Genomic DNA, 16,041 nt, shown 5'->3' with positions numbered 1-16,041 from the left:
ATGTCGAATACCCCCACCTCTCTGACAGAATTCCTCGCGACACATTCCTCGGTCATCCGCGTCGCACTGACCCGTGTGCGTGGCTCTTCGCCCCGAAACGAGGGCACGGAGATGTTTGTCTCTGACCAAGCGCTTTGGGGGACGATCGGCGGCGGCCAGCTGGAATTCATGGCGATCCAAGCTGCAAAGGACATGTTGCAGAGCGGAGACTTGGAGCGAGAGATGGACGTGCCGCTTGGCCCCGAGATCGGCCAATGCTGTGGGGGACGGGTCGAAATCCGCTTGATGCGGATGCGGCCCTCGGACAAGCGCGCCGCAGCAGAACGCGCGCGCCAGACAGAGGCGGCGCTGCCTCATGTCTACGTCATGGGGGCCGGTCATGTCGGGCGCGCATTGGCCGACCTGTTCCAGCATTTGCCCGTCAAATGTATCCTAGTTGATCCCCGGCCAGAGGAGATCGCATATAACACGGCTGCGGTAGAGACCCGTATCAGCGTGCTGCCGGAGGCCGAGATCTGGAACGCACCGGCGGGCAGTGCCTTTATCGTGCTGACCCATGATCACGGGTTAGACTTTCTATTGGCCTCTGCCGCCTTGCAACGCGGCGATGCCTTATATGTCGGCATGATCGGCTCGGCCACTAAGCGCGCGAAGTTTAAAAACTGGGTCCGCACGCATTGCGACGGCCAAACAATCGAACATTTGAATTGCCCCATCGGGGCATGCGGTAGCCGCGACAAGCGGCCCAGCGTCATTGCAGCTTTCGTGGCTGCCGAAGTGATCGCTGAATTGACCACTGAAACTGCCGCAACCGCCCCGATCGGGGTAATAGAAGCGCCCCCGGGGCGCACATATCTGGGCCGAACGGGGAGACTGGCCTAAACGGGCCAGAGGCGTTCCGCCCTATCAGTGGAGGAGACCGTCATGGACGGGAGGACGTATAACTACAAGCTGTTTGCACGCAGCGATTTCAACGCTTTTTGGGCGTTATTTACCGATAACCTAGTGAATTTGCTGATCCTGACCGGGGTTTGCCAATTCGTGTTTCAGATGCCGCCCGAGATCGTTTTTGGCCGCATCGTACCCGGCGCTGCCATCGCCATTTTGGCCGGTGTGGCGGTCTATACCTATATGGCCAAATGGGCGGCCAATCGACAGGGCAAAGACGTGACCGCCCTGCCCTACGGCATCTCGACACCCGTGATGTTCGTCTATCTTTTCGGGGTCATCGGGCCAATTTACTGGGCCACGAACGATCCCTTGCTGGCATGGCAAGTCGGCATCGGCGCGGGCTTTATGGGTGGTATCGTGGCAGCACTCGGGGCCATCGTTGGGCCATGGTTGAAAGAGATCACGCCGCGTGCAGGCATGCTGGGCACCCTATGCGGCATTGCCTTGGTGTTTATCGGCTCTGTGCCCTTGGCGCAGATCTTTGAAAGCCCGATTATCGCGTTCACCTCCCTGTTGTTCATTCTTTGGGGATTGATCGGACGCTTTCGCCTTCCCGGCAACCTGCCTGCCGGTCTGGTCGCAATCGCCGCCGGTACGATAATCGCTTTCGCCTTGGGAGAGTCCAAAGTGGACGTCAGCGGGATCGGGTTTTACCCGCCGGTTCCTTACATCGGCGACCTGTTTGCCGGCCTGCAATATCTGTTTGCGAACCCCGAACTTTTCCTCGTGCTGATCCCGGTGCAGATCTACAACTTCATCGAGACGATGAACAACGTGGAATCTGCCGAAGCGGCAGGGGATCACTATCCGGTTGGCCCGTGTCAGGTCACCGATGGCGCGGGCACGATGCTGGGTGCGCTCTTTGGTTCGCCCTTTCCAACGACTGTCTACATTGGTCATCCCGCCTATAAACGGCTCGACGCACATGCGGGCTATATCATCGGTGTCGCCGTCGTCATCGCCGCTGCCGCCTTTGCCGGGCTTCTGTCCTTTCTTGCGGGCCTGATCCCCGTTGCCGCGGCTGCGCCGGTCTTGGTCTTTGTTTCTGTCAGCCTGATCACCAACACGGCTTGGGCGGTAAAGCCAATGCACATGGCCGCCGTATCCTTTGCCATCCTGCCGCATATCTCGGCGTTTTTGATGACCAAATGGGGTTCGTTGATGAACGCACTGCGCAGTTCCGGTGTCGAGGGGCTGCCCTCCTTGGGGGATGAAGCACTTACCGCCGCGCTTTTAATGGAAGGCGCGCATTACGAAGGTCATCTAGCGCTTAGTCAGGGGGCGATTATCACCGGTCTTATCTGGGGTGCGATTGTCGCCGACACGATTGACGGGCGCTTCAAAATGGCAGGCGGCTTTGCAATCGCAGCGTCTTTGATGTCGTCGGTGGGGATCATTCATTCCTATAAGCTGCAGATGCCCCAGCTCGATCCCATCACGATAGGCTACCTGATCGTTGGTGCATTCATGTACCTATATCCGATGGTCGCGCCGAAAGAAGACCTCACGCGCCGTATCGTCGTGCCCGACGAGCCCGACCTTATGGACGAAGATATGCCCACCCAACAAGCCTGACCCGTCACGGGCGGCATCTCGCCGCCCGCCCAAACCTTCCCAGACTTGAGAATCCTATGACCAAAAAACTGCTTCGCGGGCGCCTTTTGACGTTTCACCGCGCCCCGCAAGATGGCTCTGATACCGACGCTTACTGCTACCATGAGGATGCCGGCCTGTTGATTTGCGACGGCATCATTAAGGACAGTAGCCCTTTCGACAGCATATTGGCCAAAGCCCCTGACGTGCCAGTCACCGATCACCGCCCCTACCTGATGATGGCGGGTTTCATCGACACGCATATTCACTTTCCACAGGTGCAAGTGATCGCCTCATGGGGGTCGCAATTGCTGGATTGGCTCAACAATTACACTTTCCCGGAGGAGACACGCTTTGCCTGCGAAAGCCATAGTGAACGCATGGCGCAGGCCTTTTTCGATCAGTTGATTGCCCATGGCACGACCAGCGCCGTGGCATATTGCTCGGTTCACAAGACCTCGGCAGATGCATTTTTTGCAGAGGCGATGCGGCGCAATATGCGGATGCTTGGCGGAAAGGTCTTGATGGACCGGAACGCACCAGCCGAGCTTCGCGACACGCCGCAAAAAGGATATGACGAAACCAAAGCGTTGATTTCGGAATGGCACGGCAAGGGTCGGAACGGCTATGTGATATCGCCCCGCTTCGCCATTACGTCGACGCCAGAGCAGATGCAGATGGCCATGGCGCTCGCGGATGAGCATCCCGATTGCCACATCCAAACCCATCTGTCCGAAAATAAGGACGAGATCGCCTTTACCAAAGCGCTATATCCGCAGGCGCAGGACTATCTCGATGTCTACCAATCCTACGGTCTGCTGCGGAACAACACGTTGCTGGGGCACGCCATTCACCTTGAGCCGAGAGAAATTGATGCCTTGGCGGACACCGGCGCGCACCCCGTGTTCTGCCCGACATCGAATTTCTTCCTGGGCAGCGGGTTGTTTAATCACCACAAGCTAAATGCCCGTGGCATTCTGAACGGGATTGCGACGGACGTGGGTGCGGGCACAAGCTATTCGATGCTTCAAACTCTGAACGAGGGCTACAAGGTTCTGCAACTTCAGGAGCAGTCCCTGCATCCGCTCCAAGCCTTTGATTGGGCGACAAGGGGCAATGCTCAGGTTCTGGGTCTGGAAGACAAGATCGGTACATTGGCGGTGGGAACAGAAGCAGACGTTGTGATCTTGAACTCTTCTGCCACAAGCGCGATGGCGCTGCGTATGGAGCGTGCCGAAAGTCTCGCAGAGGAGTTGTTCGTGCTGCAGATCATGGGAGACGACCGCGCGATCGAAGAAGTCTATCTGAGTGGTGTCGCGCAGAAGGTCGGCTGAGGTCAGACGGGCGGGGCCGGAGCGCGGGGGGACGGCGGAACCTATCGCATTTGCAGGACGCAAAGCTGAACCTGTGCAATCGCATCAAGACGTTCTCCAAAATGAGGCGCAAGCACGTGAGACAGCTTGGCCTTGATCGAAGACGCCATCGCAATGAACCCGCTAAACATTTCCCGAGCCCGGCCCCTCTCGCGCCTTGCAGGGAAGGTTGCCCATTCAGGCATCTTGGTTCCGAGTTACCTGATGACTGGCGGGAGCCACAGGCATCAACTTAGCAATTTCGGCGGTTGGACGTGGGTTAGGAAGCCCGCCGCCCTCTAGGCAATCCAGACCACAAAGCCTTTCCCGCGCCCCTTGACAAAAACCCACCCCCAAACCGCGCCGTAAAATGAATGATAAATATCATTATTGACATGATGAAAGATTGCTTTCATTCTCGCCTTATCGAGAATTGCGGAGGCACCGTTGCAGACCTCAATCAGAACTCAGCTAGAAGGTGTCTTTGAAGAAGGGACCAAAGCAGACCGGCTTTTGGCCCGCTACATGCTGGATTCTTGGGGAGGCTTGCCTTTCGAGACCGCCGCCAGCATCGCCCGGTCGGTAAAGGTGAGCGAAGCCACCGTCGGGCGTTTCTGCCGTTCCATCGGCTATGATAGCTTTCGCGACTTGAAGGATCACCTCAAGCACGATATGGGTGACGACCCTTGGCTGATGTCCGATCGCCTGCAAGAAATGCGCAAGGAAGGCAGTGTCGACAGCGCGCAGCTTAACCAAGGGCTCCAGCTTGAGATCGCGGCACTCGTCGGCATCTACGAATTGGCTGGCAGTGACGAATGGCATCAAGAAGCGAAGCGTTTGGCGAAGACCGAACATGTCTTCGTCGCCGGATTTCAGACAGAACGCGGCCTTGCCCAGTATTTCGCCAACCAAATGCAATATCTGCGCGACGGGGTCACGTTGCTGGACCTCGCAGGCGGGAACTTTGCCGAAATCCTGTTGACCGACCACCCCGCCCATCTCGTGATCTTTGAAGCGCGACGCTATTCGGTTCTGGCCAAAAGCCTTGCCGAAGAGGCCCGCGCGGCGGGCGTGACGGTGACGCTTATTACAGATGTCTTTTGTGACTGGGGCCATGACGCGGCGGATCAGGTGTTCGCCGTGCCCACGCAGTTCAACCAATTCTGGGATTCGACAGCCCAGATGGCAAGCCTGTCCAACCTGTTGATCCACAGCGTCTTTTTACAGCTTGGGTCCGAGGTGGAGGGCAGGCTCAACCGGATTGCCGATCTCTATGGTCGCTTTATCGGCCATGTCCACCGCCCCGCACGACAGGGGGCCAAACGAAAAAACGACACTGCAAAACCCAACAGGAGTGAACACGATGACACCTAAACTGAAATTGGCCACGGCGTTTTCGACGCTGGCCATGGCCGCCAGCCTTTCTACCGGCGCTGTTGCCGAGACACTGCGCTTGGGCACGGAAGGCGCCTACCCTCCGTTCAACTACATCGAAGCGGACGGCAAAATCGCCGGTTTCGATGTCGAGATCGGTCAGGAGCTTTGCAAGCGGATCGGCGAGGAATGCGAAGTCGTCGCACAGGATTGGGATGGGATCATTCCGGGGCTCTTGGCGAGCAAATACGACTTCATCATCGCGTCGATGTTCATCACAGAAGAACGTAAGAAGCAGGTGGATTTCACCGACCCTTACTACCTCGCCGCGATGACGCATGTCGTGCCAAAAGGGTCTGACATCACTGAATTCACCAATGAGACCCTTGCCGATAAGGTCATCGGGGCACAGTCCGGCACCACGCAGGCCGACTATATCGAGGCAACCTACCCGGATGCGGATGTGCGGCTTTATCCAACGCAGGATGAAGTCAACCTCGACATGGCCAGCGGACGGATCGACATGCAGGTCGGTGACATGCTGCCGATGCTGGACTGGACAAGCAAAACCGAAGACGGCGCCTGCTGCGAACTGGCCGGTGAGCCGATCACCGACCCGGCCTTTGTCGGGGAAGGCGTGGGCATCGCGCTGCGCCAGGAAGACGATGAGTTGCGCGAAAAGCTCAACGCCGCCTTGGCCGAGATGCGCGCTGATGGGACTTATAAAACCATCAACGACAAGTATTTCGACATCGACGTCTACACGATGAAATGATGACAGCCTCCCCCCAGTTGGAAATCCTGCATGTTTGAGTTGCTCTCTTACGGCGATGCCGGCTGGGGGGATGAAATCCTCGCGGGTTTGGCGATCACAATGCAGCTTGCGATCGTGACCCTGCCCATCGGTCTGCTGATCGGCTTTGTCGCGGCCTTTGCCTCCATGTCGCGCCATGCGGGGCTGCGGGCCATTGGCTTTGGCTACACCACGATCATGCGCGGCCTGCCCGAGATCCTGACGCTTTTTGTGGTCTACAATGGCGTCGGGCTTTTGCTGAACAAACTGGCCGTCTGGTGGAATGCGGGCGGCACCAATATCGAGTTCAGCCCCTTTGCTGCCGGGGTGACAGCGCTCGCCATGGTCTTTGGCGCCTTTGCGGGCGAGGTGCTGCGCGGCGCCTTCCAATCGCTCGACGAGGGCCAGATGGAAGCGGGCCGGTCGATCGGCATGTCGCCGCGCAAAATCTTCTTTCGCATCCGCCTACCACAGGTCTGGCGCTTTGCCCTGCCCGGCCTTGGGAACCTATGGATCAACATGCTGAAAGACACGGCATTGGTGTCAATCATCGCACTGGACGACCTGATGCGCATGACCAAGGTCGCCGTCGGCGTGACCAAACAGCCCTTCACCTTCTACTTGCTGGCCTGCCTGATCTACTGGGCGCTCTGCGTCCTGTCGGAGGTGGTGCTGGCCCATGTGGAACGGCGCGCCAATCGCGGCATTCGGAGGGTCTGAGATGAACCCGTTTGACATCGTCGTGGATTATTGGCCGCGCCTGCTTGATGGCACTTTGATGACTCTCAAGCTGACTATTCTGGGCGCTTTCATCGCGGCCCTCTTCTCTCCCGGCCTTGCGCTGATCCGCGCCAATACGCACCCTGTCGCACAGGCTCCCCTGCGGCTCTATATCTCCTTCATGCGCGGCACGCCGATCTTGGGGCAGCTCTTTTTGATCTACTACGGCTCCGGCCAGTTCCGCCCCTTCTTGCAGGACTGGGGCCTTTGGGGGTTTTTCCGTGATCCATTCAACTGCGCGCTCTTGGCCTTTGCGCTGAACTCAACTGCCTATCAGACGGAAATCCTGCGCGGCGGCATCATGGGGGTGGCACGCGGAGAGATAGAGGCCGCCAAGGCCATCGGCATGACCCGCCTGCAAATCCTGCGCCGGGTGACCTTCCCCCATGCCTACCGCATCGCATGGCCCGCGCTTGGCAATGAGATCATCCTGCTGATGAAGGCCAGCGCGCTGGCCAGCGTTGTCACCGTCTTCGACATCATGGGCCGCACGCGGCAGATCTTCTCGCGCACATTCGACTTCTCGATCTACCTCTGGGCCGCGCTGATCTACCTCTGCATCACCGCGATCTTCGTGCTGCTCTGGCGACAGGGCGAGAGACGCCTCAGCCGCCACATCGGTCCGCGCAACACGGGCCGCTCCATACTCTCCCCTCCGGAAGGACCAAAGCCATGAGCAAGGCAGACATCATCCTGAAAGCCGAGGATATCTGCAAATCCTTCGGCGCTGTGGAGGTGCTCAAGGGCATCTCGCTCGAAGCGCGGGAGGGCGATGTGATCTCGATCCTCGGCTCATCCGGTTCTGGCAAAAGCACCTTTCTGCGCTGCCTGAATTTCCTCGAGACCCCCACCTCTGGCACGGTTACCGTACACGGCGAGGAGATACAGGTGCGCGATGGCAAGCCCCTGAACGCGCGCCATATCGAAACGGTGCGCAGCCGTCTGGGCATGGTGTTTCAACAGTTCAACCTGTGGAGCCACCGCACCGCTTTGGAAAACGTGATGGAAGGCCCGGTGCAGGTGAAGGGCACGCCAGAGCCCAAAGCCCGCGCCGCCGCCGAAGCGCTGTTGGACCGGGTCGGACTGAAGGAGCGGATGCATATGTATCCCTCGCAACTGTCCGGCGGCCAGCAGCAGCGCGTGGCCATCGCGCGGGCGCTGGCGATGGACCCGGATGCGATCCTCTTCGATGAGCCGACCAGCGCGCTTGATCCCGAATTGGTGGGCGAGGTGCTAAAGGTCATGCAATCGCTCGCCGCCGAAGGGCGCACGATGATCGTCGTCACCCATGAGATGGCATTCGCCCGCGATGTCTCCTCCGAGGTGGTGTTTCTGCACGAGGGCCGCATCGCCGAGCGCGGCAGCCCCGAGCAGATGTTCACCAACCCGCGAACCGAAGTCTTTCAGCGTTTCATCGCGAATGTGAAATAGCGCCCTGCCCTTCTGAACCAGCGAGTTTCCATGTCACAGCACAATACAAGCCCCGCATTAACCGGCGGCGGCATCCTGATTGAAGCAGCCGAGCTGCATATCGTCAGCCTGCCGCTGATCACCCCCTTCGTGATCTCCAACCAAACTTTGACCGACAAGACCTTCCCGCTGCTGGTGCTCAAAGGCGGGGGGATTGAGGGCATTGCCGAAGCGGTGATGGACCAAGTCCCCGACTACCTTGAAGAGACGATCCCCGCCGCCATGGCTTTCCTGCGCGATGTCTTGCTGCCCCGGATCGTCGGCAAGCGCTTCGCGTCACCCTATGAGTTGGAGCCGATCCTCGCCCCGTGGCGCGGGAATCGAATGGCCAAAGCGGTGGTTGAGATGGCGTTTTGGGATCTCTGGGCAAAGAGCCTTGGCATTCCGCTCAAGGTGGCACTCGGCGGAGTGCGCGATGCGGTGGATGTGGGCGTGAGCATCGGCATCGGCAGCATCGACGTGACGTTGGAGCGCATCGCGGAAGCGCAGGCGGCGGGCTATAAACGCACCAAGCTGAAGATTGCCAAAGGCCACGACGTGGCACTGCTCGACGCCGTGCGCGCGCGCTATCCCGACATCAAGCTGACGGTCGACGCCAATACCGATTACGGGCTCGAAGACCTCACCCTGCTGCGGCGGTTCGACGAGTTCGAGCTCGACTACATCGAACAGCCGCTCGCCTTCGACGACATCCATGATCACGCACAGGTGCAAGCGGCGCTGAACACGGCGATCTGTCTTGATGAGAGCATCCGCAACGCCGTCGATGCCCGCAAGGCGCTAGAATTGCGGGCGGCGCGGGTCATCAATATTAAGGTGGGCCGCGTCGGCGGTTTTGCCGCTGCCCGCGCGATCCATGACGTCAGCGCTGCCTTCGGCGCGCCGGTCTGGTGTGGCGGGATGCTGGAGGCCGGGATTGGCCGGGCGCATAACATCCACCTCGCCACCCTCGCGAATTTCATCAAACCGGGGGATACTTCCAGCGCCAGCCGCTATTTCAAACGCGATATCGTGAACGAGCCCCTTGAGGCCGCCAATGGCCAAATGCCCGTGCCCCGCAATGGCGCGGGGATCGGGGTCACTATTGATCGTGACTATATGAAAACTGTCACCAGCCAGAGCGAGATGATCCGCCCATGACAGTCATGAATACCGAAGTTGAGCTGCGTGAACTCAACGGCGTGGCCGAGCTCAAACGGGCTGAGGAGTTTCAGCGCACTGTTTGGGGAGCGGATGATCCCGCAGACAATTCCGACCTGATGCTTGCGATCCAGCACGAAGGCGGATTGGTCGCCGGTGCCTTTGTCGAAGAGCGGATGCTCGGGTTTCTCTTTGGATTTCCCACCAAGGATCCGCAGGTGCAGCATTCCCACCGCCTCGCCGTTCACCCCGACAGCCGGGGGCTGGGGCTGGGCGCGCGGCTGAAATGGTATCAACGCGATTGGTGTCTGGCGCGCGGGGTTACTTGCGTCCGTTGGACCTTCGACCCCCTGCGCCGCATCAACGCGAGCCTCAACATCGCGCGGCTCGGTGCGACGGCCAATGTCTACTTGCCAGATTATTACGGCAAGATGGAAGGCATCAATGCGGGTGTAGCCTCGGACCGCATCGTGGCGCAGTGGTCACTGGAGGAAACCCGGGTACAACGCCTTGCCGAAGGGATTGGCGGCGAGGATGAGGAACCGGCGAATTCACTTCACGTTAAAATTCCGCAAAACGTCGAGGTTCTTCTGTCGAATGACATCGATCTTGCAATTTCCGAAAGGCAAAGAGTGCGTGAAGAGATGACAGCTGCCTTTGACAAGGGCTACCTGATAACTGGGTTCAACTCTGCTATCAGCGCATACGTTCTTACTGAAACTTGATCTCCCTAACCGTGGTCATTGATGCAATATAGCGGGGGAGCCATGGCAAATCTCGAGCGGCAGTGAGCTACTCCCATCTCTTGGACAGCGATCTGGCTTGATTTAAGCTACTCGTTGCACCTGCTGATCGGTTTTTTTGATATCATCTCTCTGCCAATAAACCGGCGCCGGTGGCTTGCCGCCGAGGGCTGAGTGAGTCGTTGGTGATTGCAGAAGGTTATCCACTCCCGGATGGTCGCTTTCACCTCTGAGCCGGCTTCCCAGGCATGCAGGTAGACACGCTCGTGTTTCAGGGTGCACCATAGCCTTTCGATGAAGATATTGTCGAGGAACCTGCCTTTCCCAACCATCGAGATCCGCACCCCAGAACGCCGCATTGTTGATTGTCACTGAGAACTGATGGGGTGGTTCCCCCCTCCCGACGGCATCGCAATGTGCCAAGGTGATGTGGGTCACTTCACTGATAGGAGGAAGCATCCATGGAACAAGTTACCATCGTTGGGTTAGATTTGGCAAAGCGGGTCTTCCAGGTTCACGGCGCCACAGCTGATGGCGGCATTGCTATTCGCAAAAAGCTGTCTCGGGGTCATGTATTCGCATCTTTCGCGGACCCGCCGATAGTGTCCCAATGAATGGTGTAACTTTGCTCTTCGGCCGTAACCGCTCGATTGATCTTGCAGTTACCCATAAGTCTCTGGTGGTGGTGCCTCTGCGATACGAACGCCTTCGGCAAGATCAGCGAGGCGGGATAGGCCACGCCATACGACCGTCGTCCCTGGTGGCGCATCCGATGTGCGTTCGAGGTAGCCTCCGAGCCTCGCGACGGCCCTGATATAGAAGTTCAAATCGCGTAACATATTACGTTTGTGTTCTGGCGTTGCGCGTTCAAGCAGGCTGCGCTCGGTGTTGGTGAAGACGGCATCAGGCGATGCTTTCGGTGCCTCCCGGCTCAGCATTGTCAGCCATGATACGCGCCATGCAACAACGCAGCACAGTGCGATGCAGTTTGCCAGCCGATCAGCTGTGGCTAAGCGAAGTTCCTCAATCCGGCACCCAGTCTTGAGGGTTCGAAAGAAGGTCTCGATCTTCCAGCGCAACGCGTACCAATCGAGCTTGTGAACGGCGTCGGCATGGGTCGTAACCGGCAGGTTCGTGATCAGCTTCCAGAAGACAGGCGCTCTGCCTTCTGGTGGATTAGTTCCTCGGCATGGATTATCTGGAGGTCCTGATGCCGGTATTTCTTCTGCTTCCCGCCGAATTGAAGGCGATGATTGCGGCATTGCAGGCCGAAAATGCTCAGATCGCGGCGGAAAACGCCAAGATGTCAGCCACGCTGCGGGCCCATGATCAATTGGTTCAAGCGCTCCGCCTGCGGATCGCCAAATTGCAAAAGCTGGCGTTTGGTAAATCCTCGGAGAAGGTCGAGCGCGAGATTGAGCAACTGGAACTGGCTTTGGAAGACCTGCTGGTTGCAGTGGCTGAGAAGGATGAAAGTCCTATCGACGAAGGGTTGGACGAGCCGGCTCCAGAGGAGGCGTCAGCTCCTGTTTTGCGCCGCCGCCCCCGTGTCTCGGATGCGACCCCGCGGGAACGCCGCGAGCTTGACCCAGGTGCGTGTTGTCCAGACTGTGGGGGCGATCTGCGCGTGGTGGGCGAGGATGTCAGCGAACTGCTCGACATGATCGCCGCCCAGATGAAGGTGATCCAGATCGCTCGGATCAAGAAATCCTGTCGGCGCTGCGAGCGGATGGTGCAAGAACCTGCACCCAGCCGTCCGATCCCGGGCAGCATGGCCGGGCCGAACCTCCTGGCGCATGTGCTGATCTCGAAGTTTGACGACCATCTTCCTCTTTACCGTCAGCATGAAATCTTCGAGCGTATGGGGGCCGACATCCCCGAAAGCACACTTGTGGGCTGGTGCGGCCGCGCCATGAAGACACTATCGCCGCTGATCGAGCGGATCGATGCGGACATTCTGAGCAGCGACCTTCTGCATGCGGACGATACCCCGATCCGGGTATTGGACCGCTCCAGAAGAGACAAAGGGTTGGGGAAAGGCGTGAAACAAGGCCGGGTCTGGGCCTACGTGCGTGACCAGCGCCCGTGGGCAGGAGCCGCGCCACCTGGCGCTGTCTACCTGTTTGCGCCCAACTGGAAAGAAGAGCACGTGCTAAGTCATCTGGCCGATGCCCGCGGCATTCTGCAAGCAGACGGCTACAATGGCTATGCCAAGCTCTATGAACCCCAGTCTAACGGCCCACCACGTTTGCGCGAGGCGGCCTGTTGGGCGCACCTGCGACGAGACTTCCACGACTTTTGGACCTCAACCAAGTCCGAGATCGCGCGCGAGGCGCTCGACCGGATCGGTGAGTTCTATGATATTGAGCATGACATTAACGGCCAGTCCGCAGAGGCTCGCCTTGCGGCCCGTCAAATGCTGAGCCGACCAAGGGTGGAGGCCTTCTTCGAATGGTCCGAACCGCAACTCCTGCGCATTCCTGGCAAGAGTGATCTGGCCAAGGCCTTCCGCTATGGCCTTAGTCGAAGGGGTGCCTTCAGCCTGTTCCTGTCCGATGGTCGCGTAGCCATCGACAACAACCCAGCAGAGCGGGCTCTGCGCCCGATCGGTATTGGGCGAAAGAACTCTCATGACCGTTGTCAAGATTTTAGGCGCATTCCACCGATCGCCGGTACGACGTTTGTGAACTTCTGGCTGATGGGCTGGTGCAGAGCGCTGAGTTCAACGCGACGGTTGCTCAAACTCTCATTCGGAGATCCTGTTCGGCCCCATATTGATGGTACGGCGTAAAGGGCTGCCTTAATCTAGCTGCGGAGATCCGGTTTGCCGGCTCTAAATTCTTGCCCAAGGATTCCCTTAACCGGTCTCAACGTTCTGCATACAGCCCACCAGATTTGTTCGGCCCGAGATTGCTCTATCGTACGGCCATTCGGCCTTCTGCGTTGCGAGCAATCGCCCAGATAAATCCAACCAGTTCACGCGCGACAGCTGTCACAGCCACCTGACTGCGTTTGTGGCGTATCTGCGTGAGACGCTGATATCGGCCATACAATCGCAACTGCGCTTTCCAGGCGATATCCTTCGCCGCCCGTGACAGGTCTTTTTGTCGAACCAGTGACCACTGTCCCACTTTTGGCTTCAGCCGGTAGAGCCAGGCAGCCTCGAACAAGAGCGCGCGAACGTCCGAGGATCCTGCCTTAGTGATCCCGCGCGGGCGTATGCTGGACCCACTTGAGAATTCCCCCGGCACCAGACCAAAGTAGCTCATCAGGCGACGTGGATTTTCAAACCGAGCAAAATCGCCGACTTCTGCGACAACCGCTGCGGCTATCACTATGTCAAGACCGCGAAGGGCTGTGAGTTCTCGCACGATCGGGGCCAAAACCCAGTCTGACATCAGGTTTTCAATCTGTCCATCAATCTGGGTCCGTCGATCGACAGCTTGCTCTTCTTCATTGAGATAGCTCTGCAAAGCGAATTGCGTTGCAACATGGCCGAATTGAAGATCCGCCAGCCAGACCCGATGTCGATGTCCCCATTTCTTTCGTTCATAGCGCCGACCGTGCTTCAGCAAGAAGCAGCTGATGCGCTGGCGTGCCTTACGAACTTGATGAGAGGATATGCGCCGCGCCTTGACCAGGTCCTGCATCGCCTCGTGGGTCGCATCCGGTGTCCAGATATAGGTGAGTTCACCGGCCCGGTGCAATCGGGCCAGATTCAGCGCGTCGATCGTATCGTTCTTCATGCGCCGCTTTCCCGGCTGAACAGGGGTTCTGGAGGGCGCAACGACGTCGCATTCGTGTCCGAGTCCGATAAGATGGCGGTGCAGGCCATAGCCGCACGGACCTGCTTCATAGACAAAAGATATTGCTTCAAACCTGACCGCCAATTTCTTGACCATTCGATTGATGGCGGTCGCCTCGTTCGGAATTGAACCCAAAGAGCAAACCTCGCCGGATCGTTCGCCTTCAGCAAAAGCCACAGCGATTGTATCCTTGTGTACATCGAGACCCACATAGGCATCAAAATTATCCATAACAGTTCTCCTTTCCTCGCCGCACAATTATGCACTGCAATCACGGAAAACGGTCATCTCATCTGGCTCTTTGCAGGGGCCGACACAGGTGCGGAAACTTTGGCTCGCGCCATGACCATCATCGAAACAGCCAAGCTAAATGGCCTCGATCCACAGGCCTATCTCGCGGACGTTCTCGACCGTATCCACGACCACAAGATCAACAAGCTGGATGAGCTGTTGCCATGGAACTGGAAGGCGCTACACCCTGAAGCAGGCAGTCAGGCCGCATAAACCGCGGTGCCAATGGCTTGGTTACGCTGTTTCGTCAATAAACACCAACCTGTGCGGTTCTTGGCGCATCCTCGGTTGGCGACGCATGATCCACTCCCGCCGCGTCAGACGTAGCGCAGGCCGATCACGTTCCGCCGCAATCAGTCCTTTTTGTATATGGCAGCCCGGCCCGTTCCAGAGCTCGGTGCAATGATGAAAGCTGAACCTGCACGCCGCGCGTCTCTCTCAGTGCTGATGCCAATTCCTTGAGCGTGATGTCCGGTTCGGCGCGCACAATATCAAAAAGAAAGTCGGTATGCGGTGCCAACTTGCCAAACCGCCCGGCCGGGCGCCCTTGTGGCATCGCAGCACACTCGCCCTTCGCCCGATGCTCAGCTGCGAACCGAACCGCACTCACACCAAACACCCGTCCCGCAGCACGCGCTGAATGACCCTGCGCAACATAGGCGCAAATTCGTTTTCGAAGATCCAAAGAGTAAGGCTTGCCCATGATCCACCTCCTAACTGAAGTGATGATGTGGACGCCGCTGCCAGCGCAGCGCCAGGTATGGTGCTAAGATTGAGTGCAGCAAAACAGGAGCGTTCGAAATGCATATCAAAACAATTGGTCTTGATCTGGCGAAAAGCGTCTTTCAGGCTCACGGCGTCGACGAAGCTGGCAATGCAGTTCTGATCAAGAAGCTGCATCGAAAGCAGATGATTCCCTTCTTCTCTAAATTGCCGCCCTGTCTGATTGGTGTGGAGGCTTGCGCGACGGCGCATCATTGGGCGCGCACCTTGACGGCTATGGGACATGAGGTTCGGATCATGCCGCCATCATACGTAAAAGGGTACGTAGCGACGCAACTGATGCTGAGGCAATCTGTGAGGCAGTAGAGCGGCCCACGATGCGGTTCGTTCCCATGAAGACGATCGAACAACAAAGCATTCTGATGGCGCATAGAACCCGGGCGCTGATCGTGCGCCAGAGGACCATGGCAGCGAATGCGCTGCGAGCACATTTGGCCGAGTTCGGGTTGGTCGCAAACCCCGGTATCGCCAATCTCGCGAAGCTGGCCGACAAAGCGTTTGCAGATGAAACACTACCACCTTTTGCGCATCGGGCGCTTGAAATCCTGATCCGGCGCATGGCTGAATTGACTGACAAGATCGGGATGCTCGACGAAGAACTGAAGGCCTGGCACGTCAGCAACGAAGCAAGCCGCAGGCTTGCGGCCATCCCAGGTATTGGCGTGATCACTGCTACTGCAATCGCCGCCACAGTTACCGACCCGGAACAATTCCGCTCGGGAAGACAGTTTGCGGCATGGCTCGGATTGACACCAAAACAACAATCAACAGGAGGGGAAACCCGCTTGGGTGGTATCTCGAAACAAGGCGATCGATATCTCCGGCGATTGCTTGTGGTCGGCGCGACCGCCGTCATGCGACACGCGAAGCGCAATCCCGACACGGTCATGTCCCAGGGAGAGGTGTAACTTCTGGTAGCGCTTTTGGTGGCGTCCGCGCCCTTCATGAGGCGCCGTAGGACGTCA

At 58.2% G+C, this 16,041-nt stretch carries 13 protein-coding genes and 5 pseudogenes; 14 read left to right on the top strand and 4 right to left on the bottom strand.

Annotated elements, in window-relative coordinates; all coding sequences use genetic code 11:
* The 10 genes from xdhC to ACGYK7_RS14695 all read left to right on the top strand — a co-directional run bounded on the left by xdhC (window position 1) and on the right by ACGYK7_RS14695 (window position 10,178).
* The gene (gene xdhC / locus ACGYK7_RS14740; protein ID WP_394403256.1) at window positions 1-882 is read left to right on the top strand and encodes a xanthine dehydrogenase accessory protein XdhC; all 882 of its coding nucleotides are present in this window, start codon (window positions 1-3) and stop codon (window positions 880-882) included.
* 42 nt (window positions 883-924) lie between these two features.
* The gene (locus ACGYK7_RS14735) at window positions 925-2,526 is read left to right on the top strand and encodes a xanthine/uracil/vitamin C permease (RefSeq protein ID WP_394403254.1); all 1,602 of its coding nucleotides are present in this window, start codon (window positions 925-927) and stop codon (window positions 2,524-2,526) included.
* A 56-nt stretch (window positions 2,527-2,582) separates the two neighbouring features.
* On the top strand, window positions 2,583-3,878 hold the full coding sequence (guaD, locus tag ACGYK7_RS14730) for a guanine deaminase (protein ID WP_394403253.1): 1,296 nt from the start codon (window positions 2,583-2,585) through the stop codon (window positions 3,876-3,878).
* Window positions 3,879-4,343: 465 nt separating this feature from the next.
* Entirely contained in the window at window positions 4,344-5,270 is a 927-nt protein-coding gene (locus tag ACGYK7_RS14725; RefSeq protein WP_394403251.1) for a MurR/RpiR family transcriptional regulator, read from the top strand.
* Window positions 5,260-6,045, top strand: coding sequence for an ABC transporter substrate-binding protein (locus tag ACGYK7_RS14720; RefSeq protein WP_394403249.1), 786 nt, complete (start codon window positions 5,260-5,262; stop codon window positions 6,043-6,045). Before ACGYK7_RS14725 ends, ACGYK7_RS14720 begins: the two co-directional genes overlap by 11 nt.
* 30 nt (window positions 6,046-6,075) lie before the next feature.
* Window positions 6,076-6,783, top strand: coding sequence for an ABC transporter permease (locus tag ACGYK7_RS14715; RefSeq protein WP_394403247.1), 708 nt, complete (start codon window positions 6,076-6,078; stop codon window positions 6,781-6,783).
* A gap of 1 nt (window position 6,784) precedes the next feature.
* Window positions 6,785-7,519, top strand: a complete 735-nt coding sequence (locus tag ACGYK7_RS14710; protein WP_394403245.1) for an ABC transporter permease — start codon at window positions 6,785-6,787, stop codon at window positions 7,517-7,519.
* On the top strand, window positions 7,516-8,274 hold the full coding sequence (locus ACGYK7_RS14705) for an ABC transporter ATP-binding protein (RefSeq protein ID WP_394403243.1): 759 nt from the start codon (window positions 7,516-7,518) through the stop codon (window positions 8,272-8,274). The genes ACGYK7_RS14710 and ACGYK7_RS14705 overlap by 4 nt, the downstream gene beginning before the upstream one ends.
* 30 nt (window positions 8,275-8,304) lie before the next feature.
* Window positions 8,305-9,453 (top strand): o-succinylbenzoate synthase, encoded by a 1,149-nt coding sequence (menC, locus tag ACGYK7_RS14700; protein WP_394403241.1) that lies wholly within the window; start codon window positions 8,305-8,307, stop codon window positions 9,451-9,453.
* Window positions 9,450-10,178 (top strand): GNAT family N-acetyltransferase, encoded by a 729-nt coding sequence (locus tag ACGYK7_RS14695; RefSeq protein WP_394403240.1) that lies wholly within the window; start codon window positions 9,450-9,452, stop codon window positions 10,176-10,178. Before menC ends, ACGYK7_RS14695 begins: the two co-directional genes overlap by 4 nt.
* Before the next feature lie 107 nt (window positions 10,179-10,285).
* Here ACGYK7_RS14695 and ACGYK7_RS14690 read toward each other — a convergent pair.
* Window positions 10,286-10,555: pseudogene (locus ACGYK7_RS14690) on the bottom strand (integrase core domain-containing protein); the annotation flags it as partial.
* 102 nt (window positions 10,556-10,657) lie between these two features.
* On the opposite strand from ACGYK7_RS14690, the pseudogene ACGYK7_RS14685 reads away from it, so the two are divergent.
* A pseudogene (locus tag ACGYK7_RS14685) lies at window positions 10,658-10,795 on the top strand (IS110 family transposase); the annotation flags it as partial.
* A gap of 63 nt (window positions 10,796-10,858) precedes the next feature.
* Here ACGYK7_RS14685 and ACGYK7_RS14680 read toward each other — a convergent pair.
* Window positions 10,859-11,458, bottom strand: a complete 600-nt coding sequence (locus ACGYK7_RS14680) for an IS4 family transposase (RefSeq protein ID WP_394403239.1) — start codon at window positions 11,456-11,458, stop codon at window positions 10,859-10,861.
* Between ACGYK7_RS14680 and tnpC the strand changes: the two are divergent.
* A pseudogene (tnpC, locus tag ACGYK7_RS14675) lies at window positions 11,407-12,822 on the top strand (IS66 family transposase); the annotation flags it as partial. The gene ACGYK7_RS14680 and the pseudogene tnpC sit on opposite strands and share 52 nt — an antisense overlap.
* A 289-nt stretch (window positions 12,823-13,111) precedes the next feature.
* On the opposite strand, the gene ACGYK7_RS14670 reads toward tnpC, so the two are convergent.
* Entirely contained in the window at window positions 13,112-14,233 is a 1,122-nt protein-coding gene (locus ACGYK7_RS14670; RefSeq protein WP_394403237.1) for an IS110 family transposase, read from the bottom strand.
* 51 nt (window positions 14,234-14,284) lie between these two features.
* Between ACGYK7_RS14670 and ACGYK7_RS14665 the strand changes: the two are divergent.
* A pseudogene (locus tag ACGYK7_RS14665) lies at window positions 14,285-14,506 on the top strand (transposase domain-containing protein); the annotation flags it as partial.
* Between the two features lie 124 nt (window positions 14,507-14,630).
* On the opposite strand, the gene ACGYK7_RS14660 reads toward ACGYK7_RS14665, so the two are convergent.
* Window positions 14,631-14,996 carry an IS630 transposase-related protein gene (locus ACGYK7_RS14660; protein WP_394403236.1) on the bottom strand — a complete coding sequence of 122 codons (366 nt, stop codon included), beginning with the start codon at window positions 14,994-14,996 and terminating at the stop codon, window positions 14,631-14,633.
* Window positions 14,997-15,094: 98 nt separating this feature from the next.
* On the opposite strand from ACGYK7_RS14660, the pseudogene ACGYK7_RS14655 reads away from it, so the two are divergent.
* A pseudogene (locus tag ACGYK7_RS14655) lies at window positions 15,095-15,936 on the top strand (IS110 family transposase); the annotation flags it as partial.
* Window positions 15,937-16,041: the final 105 nt, after the last annotated feature.

This window comes from Sulfitobacter sp. 1A15299, assembly GCF_043556915.1.
GTDB lineage: Bacteria > Pseudomonadota > Alphaproteobacteria > Rhodobacterales > Rhodobacteraceae > Sulfitobacter.
This window is presented reverse-complemented; position numbering and strand designations above follow the sequence as displayed.

Excerpts from the sequence above, each read along its gene's own strand:
- xdhC (WP_394403256.1), top strand. The coding sequence starts at position 1 with ATGTCGAATACCCCCACCTCTCTGACAGAATTCCTCGCGACACATTCC.
- ACGYK7_RS14735 (WP_394403254.1), top strand. The coding sequence starts at position 925 with ATGGACGGGAGGACGTATAACTACAAGCTGTTTGCACGCAGCGATTTC.
- guaD (WP_394403253.1), top strand. The coding sequence starts at position 2,583 with ATGACCAAAAAACTGCTTCGCGGGCGCCTTTTGACGTTTCACCGCGCC.
- ACGYK7_RS14720 (WP_394403249.1), top strand. The coding sequence starts at position 5,260 with ATGACACCTAAACTGAAATTGGCCACGGCGTTTTCGACGCTGGCCATG.
- ACGYK7_RS14715 (WP_394403247.1), top strand. The coding sequence starts at position 6,076 with ATGTTTGAGTTGCTCTCTTACGGCGATGCCGGCTGGGGGGATGAAATC.
- ACGYK7_RS14710 (WP_394403245.1), top strand. The coding sequence starts at position 6,785 with ATGAACCCGTTTGACATCGTCGTGGATTATTGGCCGCGCCTGCTTGAT.
- ACGYK7_RS14705 (WP_394403243.1), top strand. The coding sequence starts at position 7,516 with ATGAGCAAGGCAGACATCATCCTGAAAGCCGAGGATATCTGCAAATCC.
- menC (WP_394403241.1), top strand. The coding sequence starts at position 8,305 with ATGTCACAGCACAATACAAGCCCCGCATTAACCGGCGGCGGCATCCTG.
- ACGYK7_RS14695 (WP_394403240.1), top strand. The coding sequence starts at position 9,450 with ATGACAGTCATGAATACCGAAGTTGAGCTGCGTGAACTCAACGGCGTG.
- ACGYK7_RS14680 (WP_394403239.1), bottom strand. The coding sequence starts at position 11,458 with ATGCCGCAATCATCGCCTTCAATTCGGCGGGAAGCAGAAGAAATACCG.
- ACGYK7_RS14670 (WP_394403237.1), bottom strand. The coding sequence starts at position 14,233 with ATGGATAATTTTGATGCCTATGTGGGTCTCGATGTACACAAGGATACA.
- ACGYK7_RS14660 (WP_394403236.1), bottom strand. The coding sequence starts at position 14,996 with ATGGGCAAGCCTTACTCTTTGGATCTTCGAAAACGAATTTGCGCCTAT.